The sequence below is a fragment of the Aliikangiella marina genome (assembly GCF_007004765.1).
Lineage (GTDB): Bacteria > Pseudomonadota > Gammaproteobacteria > Enterobacterales > Kangiellaceae > Aliikangiella > Aliikangiella marina.
Map to the genome: position 1 here is coordinate 1520517 of NZ_VIKR01000001.1, position 21552 is coordinate 1542068.

At 43.8% G+C, this 21552-nt stretch carries 18 protein-coding genes; 17 read left to right on the top strand and 1 reads right to left on the bottom strand.

Going from position 1 to position 21552, the window contains the following annotated elements:
* The first annotated feature begins 361 nt into the window (after positions 1-361).
* The 17 genes from FLL45_RS06040 to infA all read left to right on the top strand — a co-directional run bounded on the left by FLL45_RS06040 (position 362) and on the right by infA (position 19096).
* A complete protein-coding gene (locus tag FLL45_RS06040; RefSeq protein ID WP_142941073.1) occupies positions 362-1774 on the top strand; it encodes an MATE family efflux transporter in 1413 nt (470 codons plus the stop codon).
* 394 nt (positions 1775-2168) lie between these two features.
* Positions 2169-4214, top strand: coding sequence for a TonB-dependent receptor plug domain-containing protein (locus FLL45_RS06045; protein WP_142941074.1), 2046 nt, complete (start codon positions 2169-2171; stop codon positions 4212-4214).
* Between the two features lie 10 nt (positions 4215-4224).
* Entirely contained in the window at positions 4225-5385 is a 1161-nt protein-coding gene (locus tag FLL45_RS06050) for a carboxypeptidase-like regulatory domain-containing protein (RefSeq protein WP_142941075.1), read from the top strand.
* Between the two features lie 139 nt (positions 5386-5524).
* Positions 5525-5932, top strand: a complete 408-nt coding sequence (locus FLL45_RS06055) for a hypothetical protein (protein ID WP_142941076.1) — start codon at positions 5525-5527, stop codon at positions 5930-5932.
* Positions 5933-6201: 269 nt separating this feature from the next.
* Positions 6202-6582, top strand: a complete 381-nt coding sequence (locus FLL45_RS06060; protein WP_142941077.1) for a MerR family transcriptional regulator — start codon at positions 6202-6204, stop codon at positions 6580-6582.
* A 1-nt stretch (position 6583) separates the two neighbouring features.
* Positions 6584-7744 carry an isovaleryl-CoA dehydrogenase gene (locus tag FLL45_RS06065; protein ID WP_142941078.1) on the top strand — a complete coding sequence of 387 codons (1161 nt, stop codon included), beginning with the start codon at positions 6584-6586 and terminating at the stop codon, positions 7742-7744.
* Positions 7745-7907: 163 nt separating this feature from the next.
* Positions 7908-9089, top strand: coding sequence for an acetyl-CoA C-acyltransferase (locus tag FLL45_RS06070; protein WP_142941079.1), 1182 nt, complete (start codon positions 7908-7910; stop codon positions 9087-9089).
* Between the two features lie 82 nt (positions 9090-9171).
* Positions 9172-10311 carry an acyl-CoA dehydrogenase family protein gene (locus FLL45_RS06075; protein ID WP_142941080.1) on the top strand — a complete coding sequence of 380 codons (1140 nt, stop codon included), beginning with the start codon at positions 9172-9174 and terminating at the stop codon, positions 10309-10311.
* A 45-nt stretch (positions 10312-10356) separates the two neighbouring features.
* Positions 10357-11964: a carboxyl transferase domain-containing protein gene (locus FLL45_RS06080; RefSeq protein WP_142941081.1), complete on the top strand. Its 1608-nt coding sequence runs from the start codon at positions 10357-10359 to the stop codon at positions 11962-11964.
* A gap of 24 nt (positions 11965-11988) precedes the next feature.
* On the top strand, positions 11989-12795 hold the full coding sequence (locus FLL45_RS06085) for an enoyl-CoA hydratase/isomerase family protein (protein WP_142941082.1): 807 nt from the start codon (positions 11989-11991) through the stop codon (positions 12793-12795).
* Between the two features lie 14 nt (positions 12796-12809).
* Positions 12810-14807, top strand: coding sequence for an acetyl/propionyl/methylcrotonyl-CoA carboxylase subunit alpha (locus FLL45_RS06090; protein WP_142941083.1), 1998 nt, complete (start codon positions 12810-12812; stop codon positions 14805-14807).
* On the top strand, positions 14807-15712 hold the full coding sequence (locus FLL45_RS06095; RefSeq protein WP_142941084.1) for a hydroxymethylglutaryl-CoA lyase: 906 nt from the start codon (positions 14807-14809) through the stop codon (positions 15710-15712). Before FLL45_RS06090 ends, FLL45_RS06095 begins: the two co-directional genes overlap by 1 nt.
* 69 nt (positions 15713-15781) lie before the next feature.
* Positions 15782-16489, top strand: coding sequence for a CoA transferase subunit A (locus FLL45_RS06100; RefSeq protein WP_142941085.1), 708 nt, complete (start codon positions 15782-15784; stop codon positions 16487-16489).
* Positions 16490-16500: 11 nt separating this feature from the next.
* Positions 16501-17160, top strand: a complete 660-nt coding sequence (locus FLL45_RS06105; RefSeq protein WP_142941086.1) for a CoA transferase subunit B — start codon at positions 16501-16503, stop codon at positions 17158-17160.
* Positions 17161-17253: 93 nt separating this feature from the next.
* Complete coding sequence (gene aat, locus FLL45_RS06110) at positions 17254-17976, top strand: leucyl/phenylalanyl-tRNA--protein transferase (RefSeq protein WP_142941087.1); 723 nt, start codon at positions 17254-17256, stop codon at positions 17974-17976.
* A complete protein-coding gene (locus tag FLL45_RS06115; protein WP_142941088.1) occupies positions 17969-18691 on the top strand; it encodes an arginyltransferase in 723 nt (240 codons plus the stop codon). The genes aat and FLL45_RS06115 overlap by 8 nt, the downstream gene beginning before the upstream one ends.
* A gap of 186 nt (positions 18692-18877) precedes the next feature.
* Positions 18878-19096, top strand: coding sequence for a translation initiation factor IF-1 (gene infA / locus FLL45_RS06120; protein WP_142941089.1), 219 nt, complete (start codon positions 18878-18880; stop codon positions 19094-19096).
* A 150-nt stretch (positions 19097-19246) separates the two neighbouring features.
* On the opposite strand, the gene clpA is transcribed toward infA, so the two are convergent.
* Positions 19247-21526: an ATP-dependent Clp protease ATP-binding subunit ClpA gene (clpA, locus tag FLL45_RS06125; protein WP_142941090.1), complete on the bottom strand. Its 2280-nt coding sequence runs from the start codon at positions 21524-21526 to the stop codon at positions 19247-19249.
* Positions 21527-21552: the final 26 nt, after the last annotated feature.

Consider the following 21552-nt stretch of genomic DNA (forward strand, 5'->3'; position numbering starts at 1 on the left):
AGCAAATCCGGTAAATGGCCTACTTCAAAAATGCTTAATAACTTTCTGTTATTGACAGCGAAACTGAAAAATGAGACCTTACGCATCCTTTTCCGAACCAGAGAGCAAGCCAATGAAGCAGTCAAATCTACTGAACACCGCGGCCCAAGTCGATGTGCTCTCAATTGTTGTTTCACGCGAATTTTTATAAGCAAACTATCGCTTTTGCCAAGACACTTGGCTATCAACTCGCAATGACAATTTCTGGGTCAAGTTGAAGCAACTCGACCTGCCTAAGTATTTTAATCTTGCTAAGTAGTTTTGGTTTAGATTTTAGACCTGAGTATTTACGCAGATATTTAATTACAAGTCGGAAAATATTATGTGTACACAAAAAACACAACAATCACCTAATTTTATTCAATTATTTAAGCTCGCATTAAAAGGCGATAACCAAAGAGACTTTACCAAAGGTTCAATCGGGCAAGCAGCATTTCTTTTGGCGGTACCGATGGTATTGGAAATGGTAATGGAGTCGATATTCGCGGTAACTGATATCTTTTTTGTGTCAGGCCTCGGCGCTAATGCGGTCGCTGTAGTTGGCTTGACTGAAGCCGTCATTACTTTGCTGTATGCCATTGCCATCGGCGTTAGTATGGCGGTAACAGCCTTGGTCGCCCGCCGAATAGGCGAACATGATATAGAAGGAGCGCAAAAAGTGTCATCGCAGACACTGCTCCTTGGTATGGTGATCGCGCTAGTGATTGGTACGCTTGGCGTTAGCTATTCACGCGAAATACTCCAATTAATGGGTGCAGATCCAGCCGTTGTTGATATGGGGCAAGGCTACACCAGCGTTATGCTAGGTGGCTCAATTACCATTCTTTACCTCTTTTTGATTAATGCAATCTTTAGAGGGGCTGGAGATGCAACCATTGCAATGCGGTCGCTTTGGCTGGCCAACGGGATTAATATCGTACTGGATCCATTATTGATCTATGGTATTGGACCATTTCCAGAAATGGGAGTTACTGGCGCTGCAGTTGCCACAAATATTGGGCGTGGTGTAGGCGTTCTCTATCAACTTTATCACCTGTTTGGACTGTCTTCGCGCATTCAGCTTAACTTATCGCAACTTAAACTCGATATAAGCTTATGTCTCAACTTGGTTCAGGTTTCTATTGGTGGGGTATTTCAGTTCATTATTGCGACCGCGAGCTGGATTGCGCTGGTTAGAATCATATCCACCTACGGGAGCGCAGCGGTTGCCGGTTACACCATAGCGATTCGAGTGATTATATTCACCATTTTACCGGCTTGGGGACTCAGTAATGCCGTGGCTACTTTGGTCGGTCAAAACCTCGGCGCGGGAAACCCAGAAAGAGCCGAACGTTCCGTTTGGGCCGTTGCCAAATACAATGTCTACTTCTTAGTCTCGGTAGCGATCGTTTTCATTGCGTTTGCCCACTCTGTTATCGGCATATTTAGCGATGATCCGGTTGTTATTCAATATGGCGTTGATTGCTTACGGCTTATTAGCTATGGCTACGGATTTTTCGCGATAGGCATGATCTTGGTGCAAGCGTTCAATGGTGCGGGCGATACTTTTACCCCAACCAAGATAAATTTCCTCTGCTATTGGATGGTTCAAATACCTATGGCCTATTTTCTTGCAAAAAGTCTTGGTTTTGGTCCAACAGGCGTATTTATCGCCGTTACAGTTGCTGAGAGTTTACTGGCGGTAGTCGGTTACATCGTCTTTAAACGAGGCGATTGGAAACTGAAGACTGTTTAAATCTAACTGAGATCGTTTAAATGCGTCCGGTCGCTGATTTAAACGGTTTTAGGACACTTAGCCAAACTCACCGGCCAGGCTTTCTATTTTACGGCGACGAGTCCTACTTGCCTCTGGCAAGTCGGACTCGTCCCTCAACATCCCTTTCTTCAGCCGATTTTTAATCGCCAGTTGATAGATAAAAAAGAAGGCTAAATTCCTTTTGTGACAGATTCTAGCCCTAGCTTGTATATCCTTGTTTTTAGGCTATATTTACACTAATTATTTGCTAATTGATGATTAAAAAATAGCTTTTTAAAAGGGGCCAAATAAAGTGCGATGGGCTTTACTCGCAGTTTTTAAGGTTTTCGCAATTTTTATAAGCACTAAACTCTCCGCTCAAGAAACTCAAAAAATGACGGAGTTATTAGACTTATCTTTAGCGGACTTGCTTAAAGTACAGGTTTCTACGGCGTCTAAATCGACTCAATCGATTTCTGATGCTCCTTCAATTATTAATGTCATCACTGAAGCAGAAATTACGGACTTAGGTCTCGATACACTGTCAGATGCGTTAAGCCTGATTCCTGGTATTTCTCCCATTCAGCAACTAAAGTCCGATAGAGTTTTAGTCGTCCGGGGACTCGCTTTAAAGGATGGCGTATTGATTCTTATCGATGGCGTTCCCGTTAACGACGCCTTTGATGGGGGCTTTGATTTTTACCAGCGTCCTTTAGACGATATCAAAAAGATAGAAGTTGTCAGAGGTCCAGGTTCTGCCCTCTATGGCAGCTACGCAGTGTCGGGCGTTATCCAGTTGTTCACCAAGCAATACGAGTCCGATTCTCTCAGTGCCCAACTAAGTGGGGGATCATTTGCTGAAAAGTCTTTAAACGTTAACTATTCGCAGCAATTGTCACTAAGCGAAGCAAAAGGACATGTAACCGCAAGCTTTAATTATTTCGACAACGAAGGCGATGATCTTTTCATTGCGCAAGATTTAATATTTAGTCCAGAGCTAGGGACCTTTTTACCGCCATTGGCAAACCCAACCTTGACGCCGACATTTAGGCAGGAAACGACAGAAAAATTTAACGGGCACTTCAATGTCAACATCGAGAATTTTCGTTTAGGTTTTGTGCGCAGCCAAATTATTACCAACCCTCTGGTTAGCCACCTCGGCATTGTCACAGCGGAAAACGCTACTATCAAAGATTCAGTTCAAGATAGCATTATGCTTCAATATGAGTCCAAGCTACTCAAGAAGGTAAGTTTAACTTCTAAACTATTTTATGTACTTAACAAAAGTAAACTATTTGGGCAAAGTCAACCACCACAATATCGCGGTGACGAAGATCAAGATGGACTCAACGAAAATTTTCCTTCAGGCATCATCGAGAACTTTTTTCATCAAACGCATTCGACAGGATTAAGTTTTGATTTAGAATGGAATGCCAGTGATGACCATCAATTATTATTTGGCTTAGAATTTGAGGACACTCATCTTGACGATGTTGAAAAGGTAGCTAACGTTTCGCTAGCGGGTAGAGGTCCAACAGAAATCTTTCCAGCACAAGACATGACATTCGAGTTTATGCCCGAAGGCGTGAAGCGAGACTCAAAATCGATTTACGTTCAAGATAGATGGAACCTATCAGATAAAACCACGGTGACAACAGGTCTACGCTATGGTGATTATAGTGATTTTGGTGATACGACTAATCCTCGGCTAGCAGTCGTACACCAATTCAATTCTAAAATTTATACTAAATTTCTCTATGGCGAGGCATTCAAAGCACCGGCATTCTCGCAGCTATTTGACGCTACTCCGACGCTAAGCGCGAACCGAGTGCGTGGTAATAGCTCTCTCCTACCCACGGAAATAAAAACGCTTGAGTGGCAAATCGGATATAACTTTTCAGAAAGCCTGATTTCAACCGCGACGTTATATCGCAATGAAACAGAAAACGAGATATTCTTTAACTCAACGCCAGGCATTCAGCAATGGCAAAACTCTGGCGAGAGAGAGTCTCAAGGAATAGAACTTGAATTGCAAGGTAAATTCCTTAGCTTTGATTATGCGACAGTCAATTACTCTTATCAGGATACCACTGGCGTCGACCAAGGTGCAGGCGCCAATATCCATTCACCACATCGATTCAACTTTTTTGCGAATCAAAAGCTTAACAACCACTTAAAACTGGGCGTAACTTTAGCGCACTACGCTTCTCCAACACGAGAGCGAAATGACAATCGTGAAAGATTAAAAGCTAAAACTTTGGTCGGTTTAAATTTACAGTATCAAAATAATTCAAATTCTAATTGGCAATTTGAGTTATCAGTTAAAAACCTGCTAGACGAAGACGGCAGAGATGAAATTGAGAGTTCTATCGGACTTCTCGACGACATACCTATTGAAGGCAGAAAGTTTCAATTCACCTTGAAATATGATTTAAGGTGAGGAGTTTTATATGAAAATCCCATTTATCCCATCAATCTTATTTTCAGTTTTACTCATATTCTCTATCGGATGCAAAGACACGACCTTTGAAATCACTAATGAAGGTTCCAGCAATAGTGGCGCGACGCAAATCGCCGACATCACAGGAAAAGTCACCGATGATATGGGTAATCCGCTTGCGGGTGTGCAGATAGTTACCTTACCGTTCAACCGTGAAATTGTCGTCAATGATATTGGTCGCAAAATCATTTCTGATACAGTAACAGACTCACAAGGTGACTATCTTATTCCCGATCTGCCACAAGGAACATATAAACTTTTATTTTTAGCGAGTGGGTTTATCAAAGTCAGTCTTACGATTGGTTCTGTCGATTTTGTACCAGAAAACTTAGTTGATGGCGTTATAGTCAAAGGCGCTGTATTACCTAACTACCCGCTTCAGAATGATGGCGATATTCCTGAAGTGGCTCTGTTTGATCCTGAAGATAAAAAACGTATGACAGAATTATTGACTTCGCATGGTATTCGCTATAACTCAATCGTGGGTAAAGTTTCACAATTAGACGCTGCCAATCATAATCTTTTAATTGTGGGATTGGACGCAACTGTGTTTGACCAAATCGAGGAGCTTATCGATAACGTTAATATCCTCGACCGTTTTTTAGAAGATGGTGGCTCTATTTACTTTGGACAAATCAATGACTTTAGTTTTGAGGCAACTCCCGTGCCTTTTCTCACTGGTGACCAACAATTTGCATTGCATACGGAAGACGCACCATTTAATGATTTTACTTCTGGTTCTATCGTCGACCAATCACATCCTCTGGTAACTGATGTCACCTTTGAAAATTGGCAATATATTGAAGCTGGTCAGCAAGCAGTAAAGGAAAGCGTAGTTTTTGATGCCGCCCTCAAAAGTTCGATTGAAAATAGCCCTAACTGGAATATTATCGTCACAGCACCAGCAGAGGATTTCACCAGTGGTGCGGGTACTGTCCTTGCCGGTTCCGATGTCATCATCGCCGAATACACTGATCCAAGAAGCGGTTCTAAGATAGTATTGAATCAAGCTGCTTTTTACCAAGCGACGTTTGGCGACACCACTGATGTGAATGGCACTAAACTCTCTAACAATGTTATAAACTACATCAAACAGCTCAATATGCCTTAATCTCCGAGTTGTTAACGATGATAAAGATCGACTAAGGTTCACCAATTAATCAATGTTTATCGATTAGCGTCAATTCAGTCAGCGTTCAGTTACGAGGACTTATAACTATAGCCATCGTCAATCAACACTCGTAACTGCCATGCTTCGAGCTTTTTTTGTTGTAATCACACTCTGTCTCTTTCAGTCGTCGCTGCACGCACAAGAGCCATACAATGCGCTAACGGTCGACCACCCTATTCCTTCCTTTGGCGAGTACAGCTTTCCTAATGACCAAAAAATTCAGCCGGCAAAAAGTGATTTTCATATTGAAAACGTCATCACTATGAGTAACCCTGAAGGTGAACGATGGGCCGCGGTGACCTTGACTAACCAATCAGCGGGGCAGAGAATCTTCAAACCCAACCAGTTGCTCGCCCTATTTGCCGACGGCCAAAGACTATTTCCGATGAGTCAGGAGCATACTTTTGATGCTCGCGAGCGTGTCACCTTGACCTTATATTTTGGCGAAAACAACTTCCCAATTTTGTCGATTTATACACGTCGATAGACACATTACAGAAACCTTACCTTTTCTTTTCGGACACTTCCAAGGTTGCAACAAAACTAGACCAAACCTATACCTCAGGCTATGTTTTCTCAAAAAACTAGACTGTCAAGCGATCGAAAAATAACCCCTTCAGAATATAGTTGTTTAAATTCAATAAGATAAAGGACTATTTTGAAGTAGTTTTTAACTCAAGCTTAATGGTCGTACCATTTAAAAATCACGCTCGCGCAAGTTTACGTTAACGTAAAGGTAATCTATAATTTCCCCCTATGAGCGACACTAATCAAACATATTCGATCAGCGACTTGGCCCGAGAATTTGAAATTACCCCTCGGTCGATTCGTCACTACGAAGATCAAAAACTTATAACGCCCAAGCGAAACGGCTCCCAACGAATCTACAGCAAAGGCGATCGTGTTCGCCTGCAACTTATATTGCGCGGTAAACGAATAGGCTTCTCTTTATCCGAAATCCGCGAAATTATAGACATGTACGACCCTACCGCCGGTGATGAAAAACAAACCGAGCATCTTCTCCGCAAAATAGCGGAACGACGCGTCGCGCTCCATCAACAGCAGCAAGATATCGAAACTATGCTGACTGAACTTGACCAATTGGAACAAAAACTTAATCAAAATATTGAGGCATAAAATGTATTCAGGTTTGAATTTTAACCTCGGCGACACCGCCGATATGATTCGTGAATCGGTACGAGCGTTTGCTGAAAAGGAAATCGCTCCGATAGCAGCAAAAGTCGATGAGGAAAACGAGTTTCCAAATGATTTGTGGCCAAAACTTGGTGAAATGGGGCTCCTAGGCCTTACTGTTGAAGAGGAATATGGTGGCTCAGGGTTAGGTTACTTGGAGCACGTTGTTGCTATGGAAGAAATTAGTCGCTGTTCAGCGAGCATTGGCTTAAGTTACGGTGCGCATTCTAACCTTTGCCTCAACCAATTAAGAAAAAATGGCAGTGAAGAACAAAAACGTCAATACCTCCCCAAATTATGCTCAGGTGAGCACATCGGCGCTTTGGCCATGAGTGAACCTGGCGCCGGCTCGGATGTAGTGAGTATGCGTTTAAAAGCCGAAGACAAAGGCGATCATTTCTTGCTCAATGGCAACAAAATGTGGATTACTAACGGTCCGGATGCTGACGTGTTAATCGTCTACGCCAAAACAGACCTCAATGCCGGCTCTAAAGGCATTACTGCTTTTATCATTGAGAAAGGTTTTGAAGGTTTTTCCACAGCGCAAAAACTCGATAAATTAGGCATGCGTGGGTCAAATACCTGCGAGCTTGTGTTCACAGACTGTAAAGTTCCCAAGCAAAACATCTTAGGTGATCTTAACCGCGGGGTTGCGGTTTTGATGTCGGGATTAGATTTTGAACGCGTTGTTCTTTCTGGCGGCTCAACAGGTATCATGCAGGCTTGCATGGACGTCGTTTTACCCTACATTCATGAGAGAAAACAGTTTGGTAAAGCCATCGGCGAATTCCAGCTGATGCAAGGCAAGATCGCAGATATGTATACCACGATGAATGCAACTAAAGCCTATGTTTACGCAGTCGCTCAAGCCTGTGATAGAGGCGAAACGACGCGAAAAGATGCTGCCGGGGTGATTCTCTATGCGGCGGAAAAAGCCACCCAGATGGCGCTTGATGCTATTCAATGTTTGGGTGGAAACGGATACATCAATGAGTACCCGACAGGTCGTTTGCTGCGCGATGCGAAACTCTATGAAATTGGTGCTGGAACGTCTGAAGTAAGACGCATGTTGATTGGTCGAGAACTGTTCAACGAAACGGCCTAAGTTATTTCAGGTTGTTTGCAGCATTAGCGGGCTGACCTAATAGCACTAAAGTCCGTTATTAAAAGCAACCTGGTTAGTTTAAGTTTATATCACTGCCATAATCTGAGTATCAAAAGGCAGTATAATTAAATTCAATAGATTAAATCCCAGTGAGGAGCTAATAATGTCACAAGATCCAATTGTAATCGTCGGTATGGCCCGAACCCCAATGGGTGGCTTTATGGGAGATTTATCGGCAATGAAAACAACTGACCTTGGCGCAGCAGCGATTAAGGCGGCAGTTGAGAAAGCTGGCGTTTCCAACGAAGACGTACAAGAAGTCATAATGGGTTGTGTTTTACCCGCGGCACTTGGTCAAGCGCCGGCTAGACAGGCAGCACTCGCGGCAGACCTCCCTCTTTCAACCGGTTGTACCACGATAAATAAAGTTTGTGGCTCAGGTATGAAAACAGTCATGCTCGCGCATGACTTGATTACTGCGGGGACCAATGATGTGATGGTTGCGGGTGGTATGGAAAGTATGAGTAATGCGCCTCACATGCTTCCCAATGCACGTTCAGGCTACCGTTTTGGACATGTAAAAGCGCTCGATCACATGGCTTTTGACGGATTAGAAGATGCTTACGAAGGTATTGCGATGGGTAACTACGCGGAAGATTGTGCGGAACGATATCAGTTTACTCGTGAGCAACAAGATGAATATGCGATTACCTCACTTGCTCGCGCAAAAGCAGCGATCGAAAACGGCTCTTTCGATGAAGAAGTTGTGCCGGTCACGATCAAAACTCGTAAGGGAGAGGTAACGATAGAGCATGACGAGCAACCGCTTAAAGGTCGTCCTGAAAAAATACCTTCGCTGAGACCAGCGTTCAAGAAAGACGGAACAGTAACCGCTGCTAACGCAAGTTCGATCTCTGACGGTGCAGCCGCAATGGTTTTAATGCGCCAATCAGAAGCCGAAAAACGCGGCCTAACACCACTGGCGAAAATAGTGGGTCATGCAACTCACGCGCGAAAGCCAGCTGAATTTACGATTGCACCGGTTACCGCAATCCAGTCACTTCTCGATAAAATTAACTGGTCAGTCGACGATGTTGATCTCTTTGAAATCAATGAAGCTTTCGCTGTCGTGACGATGGCGGCCATTAAGGACCTTGGACTCGACCATGAGAAAGTTAATGTTCATGGTGGTGCGTGTGCTTTAGGCCACCCAATTGGTACTAGTGGTACGCGAATTCTGGTGACCTTAATCGCCGCATTGAAAAAATATGGTAAGTCGAAAGGCGTTGCTGGTATCTGTATTGGCGGTGGTGAAGCTACGGCAATGGCAATTGAGCTTGTTTAATCAGTCTATTAAAGTCGCCGAGTCACTCGGCGGCACTTTTAAAATATAGTGTTTTTAAAATATAGTTTTAGAGAATGACCCAATGTTATTAACCGAAGAACAAACGATGATTCAAGACGCTGCGCGTCAATACGTTCAAGAGAAAATCGCCCCCTTCTCTGCTGACTGGGATCGTAATAAAACATTCCCTGCGGAGGCACTGAAAGGACTCGGCGAGTTAGGGTTTTACGGAATGTTAGTACCGGAACAATATAATGGTTGTGACATCGGCTATGTCGCAGCAGCACTGGTACTGGAAGAAATCGCCGCAGGTGACGCTGCCTGTTCGACAATTGTTAGTGTCACCAACTCGGTTGGCTGCATGCCGATTTTGAACTTTGGAAATGAGGCACAAAAAGAAAAATTTTTAAAACCGCTTGCCGCTGGAGAACATCTCGGTGCTTTTTGTTTGACAGAACCTCATGCAGGATCAGATGCTTCTGATTTGAGAACAAAGGCGGTCAAGCAAGGTGACAAATATATTCTCAACGGTGTTAAACAATTTATCACATCGGGTAAAAATGCCGATACTGCAATTGTTTTTGCTGTGACTGATCCTAGCGCAGGTAAAAAAGGTATCTCAGCATTCGTGGTACCGACCAGCACCCCGGGGTATCAAGTTGCCAATGTTGAGCATAAACTCGGCCAACACGCCTCTGACACAGCACAAATCATTTTTGAAGATTGCGAAGTGCCTGCTGAAAATTTACTGGGTGAGGAAGGTCAAGGCTACAAAATTGCCCTTTCTGGCCTCGAAGGTGGCCGGATCGGTATCGCGGCCCAGTGTGTTGGAATCGCACGAGCGGCCCTTGATGCGGCAAAAGTCTATGCGCAAGAGAGAACGGCATTTGGAAAACATCTCCATCAACACCAAGCGATTGGTTTCATGATTGCAGATATGGCCACTCAACTTGAAGCTGCAAGGCAATTGGTGCTAAGTGCTGCGCAATTGAAAGACGCGGGTAAACCTTGTTTAAAAGAAGCGTCAATGGCTAAGTTATACGCTTCACAGACAGTTGAAAAAGTGTGTTCCGATGCTATCCAAGTATTTGGTGGTTATGGATACCTCAATGACTTTCCGGTGGAACGCTACTATCGGGATCAACGAGTCTGTCAGATTTACGAAGGAACCAATGAGGTTCAAAAACTCGTTATTAGCCGCTCAGTGATTAGCGAACAGTAAAACTCACTGAGTAATTTAATGCTTTCAATTTAAATGGACATTTAAATGCCAACAATAAAAAGCCAACTCAATCCCAAGAGCCAAGAGTTTATCGCCAACTCTGAAAAAATGCAGGCTCTTGTCGATGATCTACGCGACAAAATGCAAGCCATTGCGCAGGGCGGCGGTAAGGAAAGGCAAGACAAACATCTCAGTCGAGGGAAGCTATTGCCAAGAGAAAGAGTGAGACAATTGCTTGATGTTGGCTCGCCGTTTTTAGAGCTTTCGCAGTTTGCTGCCTATGATATGTATGACAATCAGGTACCGGCCGCAGGCATCATTACAGGAATCGGTCGAGTCAATGGACAAGAGTGTGTCATCGTTGCAAACGATGCGACGGTTAAAGGCGGCACCTACTTTCCCGAGACAGTCAAAAAACACTTAAGAGCGCAAGAGATTGCAGAGCAAAACCACCTACCCTGTATTTATTTAGTTGATTCTGGCGGTGCTAACTTGCCACAGCAAGACCAAGTGTTTCCCGACAAAGAACACTTTGGAAGAATTTTCTTTAACCAAGCGAACATGTCTTCCAAAGGGATTGCCCAAATAGCTGTTGTCATGGGGAGCTGCACCGCTGGCGGCGCCTATGTTCCCGCGATGGCTGATGAAAGTATCATCGTTAAAGAACAAGGAACCATATTTTTAGGTGGGCCACCATTAGTAAAAGCGGCAACCGGCGAGGAAGTCACCGCTGAAGATTTAGGTGGTGCAGATGTCCATTGTAAAACCTCGGGCGTAACCGATCATTATGCAGTCAACGACCAGCACGCACTCGGCTTAGCGCGCAATGTGATTGCCCATTTAAATAAACAAAAATTCGCGCCGTGGAATATTCAAAAACCTATTGAACCGCTTTATCCCAAAGAAGACATCTATGGCGTTATTCCAACCGACAGTCGAAAGCCATTCGATATTCGTGAGATTATTGCTCGAGTGGTCGACGCGAGTGAATTTGATGAATTTAAACCACTTTACGGTAATACCCTCATTTGTGGATTTGCAAAAATTTGGGGCTACCCGGTTGGGATCGTTGCCAACAATGGTATTTTATTTTCAGAGTCAGCCTTAAAAGGCGCGCACTTTATTGAGCTATGTTGCCAGCGAAATATTCCATTGGTGTTTTTACAAAATATCACAGGGTTTATGGTGGGTAGAAAATATGAAAACTCAGGCATCGCCAAAAATGGAGCTAAGATGGTAACGGCAGTGGCTTGTGCCAAAGTACCCAAATTTACGGTTATCGTTGGCGGAAGCTTTGGGGCTGGTAACTACGGAATGTGCGGACGCGCTTACAGCCCAAGATTTTTATGGATGTGGCCGAACGCGAGAATATCAGTTATGGGCGGCGAACAAGCTGCTAATGTACTCGCCCAAGTTAAACTAGATAACTTTGAGCGCAAAGGCGTTGAGTGGTCAGAAGAAGATCAAGAAAAATTCAAAGCGCCGATTCAAGCGCAATACGAATCTCAAGGTCACCCCTACTATGCAAGCGCGAGACTTTGGGATGACGGCATTATTGACCCCGCCGATACCCGGCAAGTTTTAGGTCTCGGACTTTCTGCGACTTTAAACGCACCGCCAGAAGAAACCAAGTTTGGCGTTTTCCGTATGTAATTCAATCGCTTGAAGGAAAAAGTAATGTCTGAAAACTCAATTGTCTTAGAAAGATCGGCGAACGGCCTGGTCAGTCTCACTCTTAATCGTCCAGACGTTCATAATGCATTTGATGATAAATTAATTGCCGACCTCACTCGTGTGATTCAGCGATTAGACGAAGATCCCAAAGTGAGGGTTTTAGCCTTAAAAGCTGAGGGAAAAAGCTTTTCTGCTGGTGCAGATCTCAATTGGATGAAGCGCATGGCCAATTACAGCTGGGAGCAAAATTACCAAGACTCTCTGCAATTGGCTGGTTTGATGCAAGCGTTACATGACTTTAGCAAAACCACCGTTGCCATAGTACAAGGTGCCGCCTATGGTGGCGGTGTTGGCCTGGTGGCTTGTTGTGATATCGCACTTGCGAGCGAGCGAGCAATCTTCTGTTTGTCAGAGGTTAAACTTGGGTTAATCCCTGCGGTGATTAGCCCTTACGTTGTTAAAGCCATCGGCGAAAGAAATGCAAAACGATACTTTGCTACCGCGGAAAGCTTTAACGCGAGCGAAGCGAAACATATCGGCCTCGTCCACAAAGTCATTAGAGTGGAATCGTTCGATGCTGAGGTAAATGATTACCTCCAGAAAATGCTGTCGAATGGCCCCAATGCAATGTACCAAGCAAAGCGGCTTGTTGAGTTCGTTTACAATAAACCAATAAACGAGGAACTCATCAGGGAAACGGCGCAGAGGATCGCCGATACCAGGGCTTCCAAAGAAGGTAAAGAAGGTGTTTCTGCATTTCTCGAAAAGCGCCCTGCGCAATGGCTTGATGCTCAATCTGAAAAAGAATAAAACTAGGAACTCTGATGACAAACATTTCAATCAGTAAGTTACTCATCGCAAACCGCGGTGAGATTGCATGCCGAATTATTCGAACCGCGCAGAGAATGGGCATCGAATGTGTCGCGGTATACTCGGATGCAGATAAAAACGCCCAGCATGTCAAACTCGCCGATGAGGCTTGGTACATTGGCCCATCACCCGCTCAAGAAAGTTATCTTCGCAGTGATAAAATTCTCCAAGTCGCAAAACAATCCGGCGCCAATGCGGTTCACCCTGGCTACGGCTTTCTATCGGAGAATGCGGAGTTCGCTGCCACTTGTCAGCAAAATAATATTATTTTCGTCGGTCCCCCGGTAGGCGCAATCGAAGCTATGGGGTCAAAAAGTGAAGCTAAGCGCATTATGCATGAGGCAGAAGTTCCACTAGTCTCGGGTTACCACGGCGATGAACAATCCGAATCCCTGCTACAAGCTGAAGCGGATAAAATTGGTTATCCTCTGCTCATTAAAGCAACCGCTGGTGGCGGTGGGAAAGGCATGCGGGTGGTAGAGAGTTCGGCGGAATTTATTGACGCACTCAACTCATGTAAGCGAGAAGCTAAGTCGTCTTTTGGTGATGACAAAGTATTAATTGAAAAATATTTGACTAAGCCACGTCATGTTGAAATCCAAGTTTTCGCCGACAGCTTAGGTAATGCTGTACATTTATTCGAACGTGATTGTAGCGTCCAACGCCGACATCAAAAAGTAATTGAAGAAGCGCCCGCACCAGGTCTAACTGAAGAAACTCGCGAACAAATGGGTCAAGTGGCGATAAAAGCAGCCAAAGCGATCGGATATCAAGGCGCAGGCACTGTTGAATTTTTATACGACGAAGACGGCTCGTTTTATTTTATGGAAATGAATACCCGACTTCAGGTAGAACATCCGGTAACAGAGATGATCACTGGGCTTGATCTCGTCGAATGGCAAATCGTTGTCGCAAATGGCAATCCCCTGCCCAAGCAGCAAGCTCAACTTTCAATTAATGGCCATGCCTTCGAAGCTCGGATCTATGCAGAAGATCCCAATAATGACTTCTTACCGGCAACGGGTTTAATCAGTTACATGGGCACACCGTCAACTAACCAGCATGTTCGTGTTGATTCTGGCATAATTTCTGGCGATCAGGTGAGTGTTTATTACGATCCTATGATTGCGAAATTAATTGTGTGGGATACCGATAGAAACGCCGCCTTAGCGAGACTGAGAGGTGCACTTGCAGACTTTCATGTTGCTGGATTGACAACAAACATCGAATTTCTTCACCAACTTGCGAGTAACGATTCTTTTATCGGCGCAGATTTGGACACTCATTTTCTTGACAAGCATGGCGAAGAATTAATTCTTGGGCAACAACCTGCGGATGATGCGATTTTAGCTGCAGCGTCACTCAAGGTAATGCTCGATCAATCAGGCAATCAGCAACAACTCCATTCAGTCGATCCGTTTTCTCCCTGGAGCGATAAGAGTGGATGGCGTCTAAATGAAGACAATTATCACCAAATCGATTTAGTGTACGGCTCGGGACACTACGAAATTACCGCGCATTTTAGAGATGACGGCTTTTTGTTTGAGATTAACAATCAAGAAATTTTTACCAAAGGCTACATCAGTGATAATAAACTTTTTCTTGAACTCGACGGCCACAAATCGACCGTCAGTTTCGCCCAAGAAAAAAATCATCTAGTGTTATTTAGAAATGCTTCAAGCTGGAGTTTCGAAGTAAAAGACTCTAGCCAAGTCGACTTAGGTCAAGAGACATCTGCAAACCTCACTGCCCCAATGCCTGGTACCGTTATTCAAGTTTTAGTTGCTGATGGAGATTCGGTAGAAGAAGGTCAAGCTTTAATCGTAATGGAAGCGATGAAAATGGAGCACACGATTAAAGCGCACAAAGATACAACCATCAAAGAAGTCCTATTTAATGTCGGCGATTTGGTTGACGAAGGTGCCGAGTTGATTAGTTTTGAGGAAGAATAATGTCTCACTTGGATCACGTTAAAATTATCGAAGTTGGAGTTAGAGATGGTCTTCAAAATGAGAAAACACCCGTTCCGACAGATGTAAAATTAGCGCTTATCAATCGTTTAATTGATGCTGGTTTGAATGCTATTGAAGCGACTAGTTTTGTGTCACCTAAATGGGTACCACAAATGGCGGATCACCGAGAGATTGTTGAAGCATTGCCACAATCTAGCACTGTCAAGTTTCCGGTATTAACACCTAACTTGAAAGGCTTTGATAACGCCATTGCTGCCGGAGCGAAGGAAGTCGCAGTGTTTGCTGCTGCGTCAGAATCGTTTTCTCAAAAAAATATCAATTGTTCGATTGAAGAAAGTATTGACCGCTTTACGCCCATTTTTGAAAAAGCCCAGTCACTTGGTATTCGCGTGCGGGGCTATGTATCGTGTGTTTTAGGTTGCCCCTATGAAGGTGACGTTTCGATCCAGAAAGTTGTCGATGTGGCCGATAGGTTGTACCAAAGTGGTAGTTACGAAATTTCTCTGGGTGATACTATAGGCGTCGGTACACCAGCAAGAACAATTGAGCTCATAAAAGGTGTCCAACAGGTCGCCCCAATAAATAATGTTGCGGTTCATTTCCACGACACCTATGGTCAAGCGCTCGCAAATATTTATGCGGCATTAGAAACCGGTGTAAGAAGTATCGATGCGTCGGTTGCGGGGTTAGGCGGATGTCCCTACGCGAAAGGTGCTTCAGGAAACGTCGCGACCGAGGATGTTGTTTACATGCTTAATGGACTCGGACTAAGTTCTGGGGTGGACTTAGACAAGTTAGTTGATGCAGGCGATTTTATTAGTCAATTTTTAAAACGCGACAACAACTCCAAGGTCGCTAAAGCGATACTGGCAAAACGCCACTAAACAACAAGAGCAAAAAACAATAAGTGCAAAATATTTTTGAACAACCTAATAAATTGAAAGGAGTACACGATGGCCGGCTTTGATAAAGTCGTAAATAGTTACGATGAAGCCATGGCGGGATTAGAAGATGGAATGACCGTCATCGCTGGAGGATTTGGACTTTGTGGGATACCCGAAGGTTTAATTGCCGAAATCAAAAAGAAAGGGACCAAGGAACTGACCTTTGTTTCAAATAATTGCGGCGTCGATGATTTTGGTTTGGGCTTGCTGCTGCAGGACAAACAAATTAAAAAGATGATTTCATCTTATGTCGGAGAGAATGCTGAGTTCGAACGACAATTTCTTTCCGGCGAGCTAGAAGTTGAATTAACACCACAAGGTACTCTCGCCGAGAAAATGCGTGCCGGTGGCGCCGGTATCCCCGCTTTTTATACTGCAACGGGGTTTGGTACTCCAGTGGCAGAAGGTAAAGATGTGAGAGAATTTAATGGCCGAAATTATATTTTAGAAGAGTCTATCACCGGTGACTTTGCCATCATTCGCGCATGGAAAGCAGATAAAATTGGTAACCTCGTTTATCGCGATACCGCGATGAATTTTAACCCAATGGCAGCAACCGCTGGGAAAGTTACCGTTGTAGAAGTGGAAGAAATTGTCGAGGTTGGTGAGATACCACCGACTGAAATTCATACGCCGGGTATTTATGTTAATCGAATTATACAAGGCTCGTTTGAAAAGCGAATCGAACGTCTGACATTGGCAAAAGAAGAGTCTTAAGGGAGGCGCAAATGGCATTATCTAGAGAACAAATTGCAATGCGCGTCGCGCAAGAGTTACAAGATGGTTATTATGTAAACCTTGGGATAGGTATACCCACCCTAGTTGCAAATTATGTCCCTGAAGGTATGCAAGTCATGCTTCAGTCTGAAAATGGTCTTTTAGGTATGGGACCGTACCCGACTGAGGACGAAGTTGATGCTGACATGATCAATGCAGGAAAGGAAACGGTAACGGCGATCACTGGCGCGTCAATTTTTTCATCCGCGGAAAGCTTCGCGATGATTCGCGGTGGACACGTCGATTTAACGGTGCTTGGTGCATTTGAAGTTGATCAACTTGGCAACATCGCTTCTTACATGATCCCTGGAAAGTTGGTTAAAGGCATGGGCGGCGCGATGGATCTTGTTGCCGGCGCGCAAAATATCGTCGTCACAATGACACACGCCGATAAGCGAGGAAACTCTAAACTACTCGAAAAATGTACACTACCTCTGACCGGTGTCGACTGTATCAAAAAAGTGGTAACCGACCTGGCAGTTATGGAAATAAAAGATGGCGCTTTTTACCTTTTAGAAAGAGCGCCGGGCGTGTCAGTCGAAGAAATTCAGCAAAAGACAGCCGGTAAGCTCATTGTTAATGGTGAGATACCCGAAATGCAGTTCGATTGATTTAAAATATCATACTAAACAAATATCATTTCGATAATGAATAAGAGGTACACGATCCGTGTATCTCTTTTTTTTTAATGCTATGCTGTAGGTATGCTGCCATACTTAAACGCTGACACTCCTTTTCCAAATGTTGACGATGCTCTTGTCGAGCCTAATGGCTTACTTGCTGCCGGCGCCGACTTATCATCGGAACGGCTTATGCGAGCCTATCAAAAAGGAATTTTCCCCTGGTATTCTCCCGGAGAGCCTATTCTTTGGTGGTCTCCCGATCCACGTGCGGTTTTCTTCGTGGATAATTTTAAGATCAGGAAAAGCGTCAAAAAGGCACTTAAAAACAATGATTTAACAGTCACCCTCAATAAAGACTTTAAACAAGTGATACAGGAGTGTGCAGCTCCTCGCAGCGATGATAATGGAACCTGGATAACCAATGAGATGTTGCTCGCCTACGCGTCTTTGCACCATCACGGACACGCCCATTCTGTTGAAGTTTGGCAAGATGGAAAACTAGTTGGTGGAATCTATGGCGTGGCTACTGGCTCAATCTTTTGCGGCGAATCGATGTTTAGTCGGATTTCAGAAGGGTCAAAAATTGCGCTGACGTGCTTAATTTATTACCTCAAAGCGCACGGCTTTAAACTTATTGATTGCCAAATTGAGAACCCTCATTTAAATAAGTTGGGTTCAACGCTTATCTCTCGTGATGTCTATCTCGAACTGTTAAGCAATGGTCAGTCTTTTAATCCCAGTAAGATAATGTGGGAGCCAAAAACTTTGAATTGGAAAAAACTATTGGGACTCTGTGATGTCTAGTCAATTTAAGCCGATACCACTCAGCTTTTTTATTACACCACCCCATAACTGTCCTTACTTAAAGGATCAACAATCCAAAACCATTTTCCTATCTCCAGAAGTACAGACCAATACCATTATCTATTCCGCGCTTCTAGAGAAAGGCTTCAGGCGCAGTGGCGAACACATTTACCGGCCGCAATGTGAAAATTGTAATGCTTGTATTTCTGTGAGAATTCCTACTGACCAATTTAAGATGACTCGCAGCCAGAAACGGGTCTATAAAAAGCTCAGTCATTTTACGACCAAAACAGAGCCGGCTCATTTTAACCAGCAACACTTCCAGCTATTTGATAAGTATATATCGACTCGTCACAGAGATGGAGATATGTATCCTACTTCAACCCATCAGTATCAAGATTTTCTGCTATGCGACTGGCTTGAATGTAATTACCTAAACTTTTGGGATATCAGTACTCAAAAACTGGTTGCCACTTGTGTTTACGACGTGGTGAGTGATGGCTTATCCGCTGTATACACTTACTTTGATCCAGACTATGAAAAGTTTAGTCTTGGAAAGTTGGCGATACTCAAGTTGATTGATATCGCTGCCAAGCGTAACTTACCTTATGTCTATTTGGGCTATTGGATTAAAGAGAGCCAAAAAATGTCTTATAAAGGTGATTATCGACCGCTCGAATGTTTCGTCAATGATAAATGGATTACGCTCAATTAAAGTTAACTCACAGCCTATTTGACAACTCTTGTGAAAATCTTTGTTATTCGAAAATTTTACTTAATACCGTCTGTTAATTTCACTATTGACTCAATTCCCAATCTTCTCAAAAAGCCTTTGATTATTGGTTGATTTTCAGGCATCATTACGCGCGTTTTTAACCTCATTAATAAATTTGAAGAGCGAATGGCAAAAGAAGACGTAATAGAACTTGAAGGGACCGTACTAGAAACCTTACCAAATACGATGTTTCGTGTTGAACTAGAAAATGGTCACGTTGTAACGGCCCATATTTCTGGCAAAATGCGCAAAAACTACATCAGAATACTCACTGGTGATAAGGTGACTGTCGAAATGACTCCTTACGACCTCTCTAAAGGAAGAATCACCTTCCGCGCTCGATAAACGCTCCAATCAGGCATTGTACTTTTGGTTCGGCGCAAAAGCTTGGCCGTCAGATTAATACCATCAGATTCGTGTCATTGATTCGAAATACCGATAAAAAAGCAGGCTTCACGCCTGCTTTTTACTTTCTATCCACTACTATGCTTCTTGTTATTGCTTAATAGCGAGCTCTTGCTTTTTCTTAATTGAAAAAGTGAGTTTTTCCTTCTTCTCATCATAGCCAACAGTAACCTGACCACCATTCGCTAAACGTCCAAACAACAACTCATCAGCCAGTTCTTTCTTAATTTTCTCGCGTATCACCCGCGCCATCGGTCTAGCCCCCATAGTCTCATCGAATCCTTGCTTGGCTAACCACTGACGAGCATCTTGCGTCACTTCTAAAGATACGCCTTTATTATCAAGCTGGCTTTGCAACTCGACAATAAACTTATCGACAACCGAACAAATAACTTCCATATCGAGAGGGTTAAACCAAACGATAGCGTCTAAGCGGTTTCGAAACTCTGGCGAAAATACCCGATTAATAACTTCTAGGTTGTCCTTATCTTTTGACTGCAAGTTAAAGCCGATTCCTGGCTTCTCGAGCTCTGCGGCACCGGCATTAGTTGTCATAATAAGAATCACGTTTCTGAAATCAGCTTTTCTCCCGTTGTTGTCGGTTAACGTACCGTGGTCCATGACCTGGAGTAGCAAGTTATAGACATCAGTGTGGGCTTTTTCAATTTCATCTAACAGAACCACCGCATAAGGATGCTTTGTAACAGCTTCTGTAAGCAGTCCACCTTGATCATAACCAACATAACCTGGAGGGGCACCAATCAATCGAGATACGGTATGTGCTTCCATATACTCAGACATGTCGAATCGAATAAATTCGATCCCCATAATTTTTGCCAACTGTTTAGTGACCTCAGTTTTACCAACCCCGGTTGGTCCAGCCAGTAGAAAGCTTCCGATCGGTTTATCTTCGATGCCAAGGCCTGAGCGCGAGAGTTTGATGGCATCAGCCAAGGTGACTATCGCTTGATCTTGTCCGAAAACAACCATTTTTAAATTGCGTTCTAGATTCTTCAACGACTCTTTATCGGATGTAGAAACCGTCTTGGCTGGTATTTTCGCCATTTTAGCAATGATCGATTCGATGTCTTTTACGGAAATTTTCTTTTCGCGTGTTTCTGGATCTTGCATTTGTCGGTTCGCACCAGCTTCATCGATAACGTCAATAGCCTTGTCTGGCAGCTGACGATCGTTTATGTATCTTGCCGCAAGTTCTGCTGCTGAATGAAGCGCCGCGTCAGAGTATGAGACTTCATGGTGTTGTTCATATCGAGAACGTAATCCTTTTAAAATATCAACAGTGTCAGCGACGCTCGGCTCCTCGATATCCACTTTCTGAAAGCGTCTGGTTAATGCTCGGTCTTTCTCGAAAATTCCTCGATACTCTTGAAAAGTAGTAGAGCCCATACACTTCAATTCACCGTTAGCAAGCATTGGCTTTATCAGGTTTGAGGCATCCATCACCCCACCCGAAGCGGAACCCGCACCGATAATGGTGTGGATCTCATCAATAAATAACACTGAATGCTCTTTCGCTTTTAATTCTGCAAGCACCGCTTTCAAACGCTTCTCAAAGTCACCACGATACTTTGTACCAGCAAGCAACGCACCAAGATCGAGTGAGAATATCTGACAATCCTGAATTACTTCAGGTACTTCACCGTCAACTATACGCTTGGCTAAGCCTTCTGCAATCGCGGTCTTGCCAACGCCGGCTTCACCAACGAACAAAGGATTATTCTTGCGACGGCGGGAGAGTATTTGGACCGTTCGTTCGAGTTCTAGATCACGACCTATTAGTGGGTCGATTTTACCATCGAGCGCTTGCTGGTTGAGGTGCACTGTGTAAGATTCCAAGGCAGTCGGTTGCTTGTTCTGACTCTCCTTCTCGCTTCCATCAAACTCAATGCTCTCTTCTTCTTGCTCTTCATTAGGAATTTTAGAGATTCCATGTGAGATATAATTCACAATATCAAGCCGAGAGATATCTTGCTGTTGTAATAAGTAAACAGCTTGGCTCTCTTGCTCACTGAAAATCGCAACTAAAATATTGGCACCTGTCACCTCTTTTTTACCAGAAGATTGCACATGGAAAACAGCCCTTTGCAACACGCGCTGGAAGCCTAGCGTTGGCTGAGTTTCCACTTCGCCCACATCCGCGGGCAAAATATGGCTGGTTTCCTCAATGAAATTAACGAGTTGCCTATGAAGTTTTTCTACATCAGCACCGCAAGCTCGCAATACACTGACGGAATTGGCGTTATCGAGAAGCGCAAGTAACAAATGCTCTACGGTCATGTATTCATGACGTTTTTCGCGAGCATCGGTAAATGCCAGGTTTAAGGTAAGTTCTAAATCTTTACTCAACATCTTAAGTACACCTTATTTCATTTAAA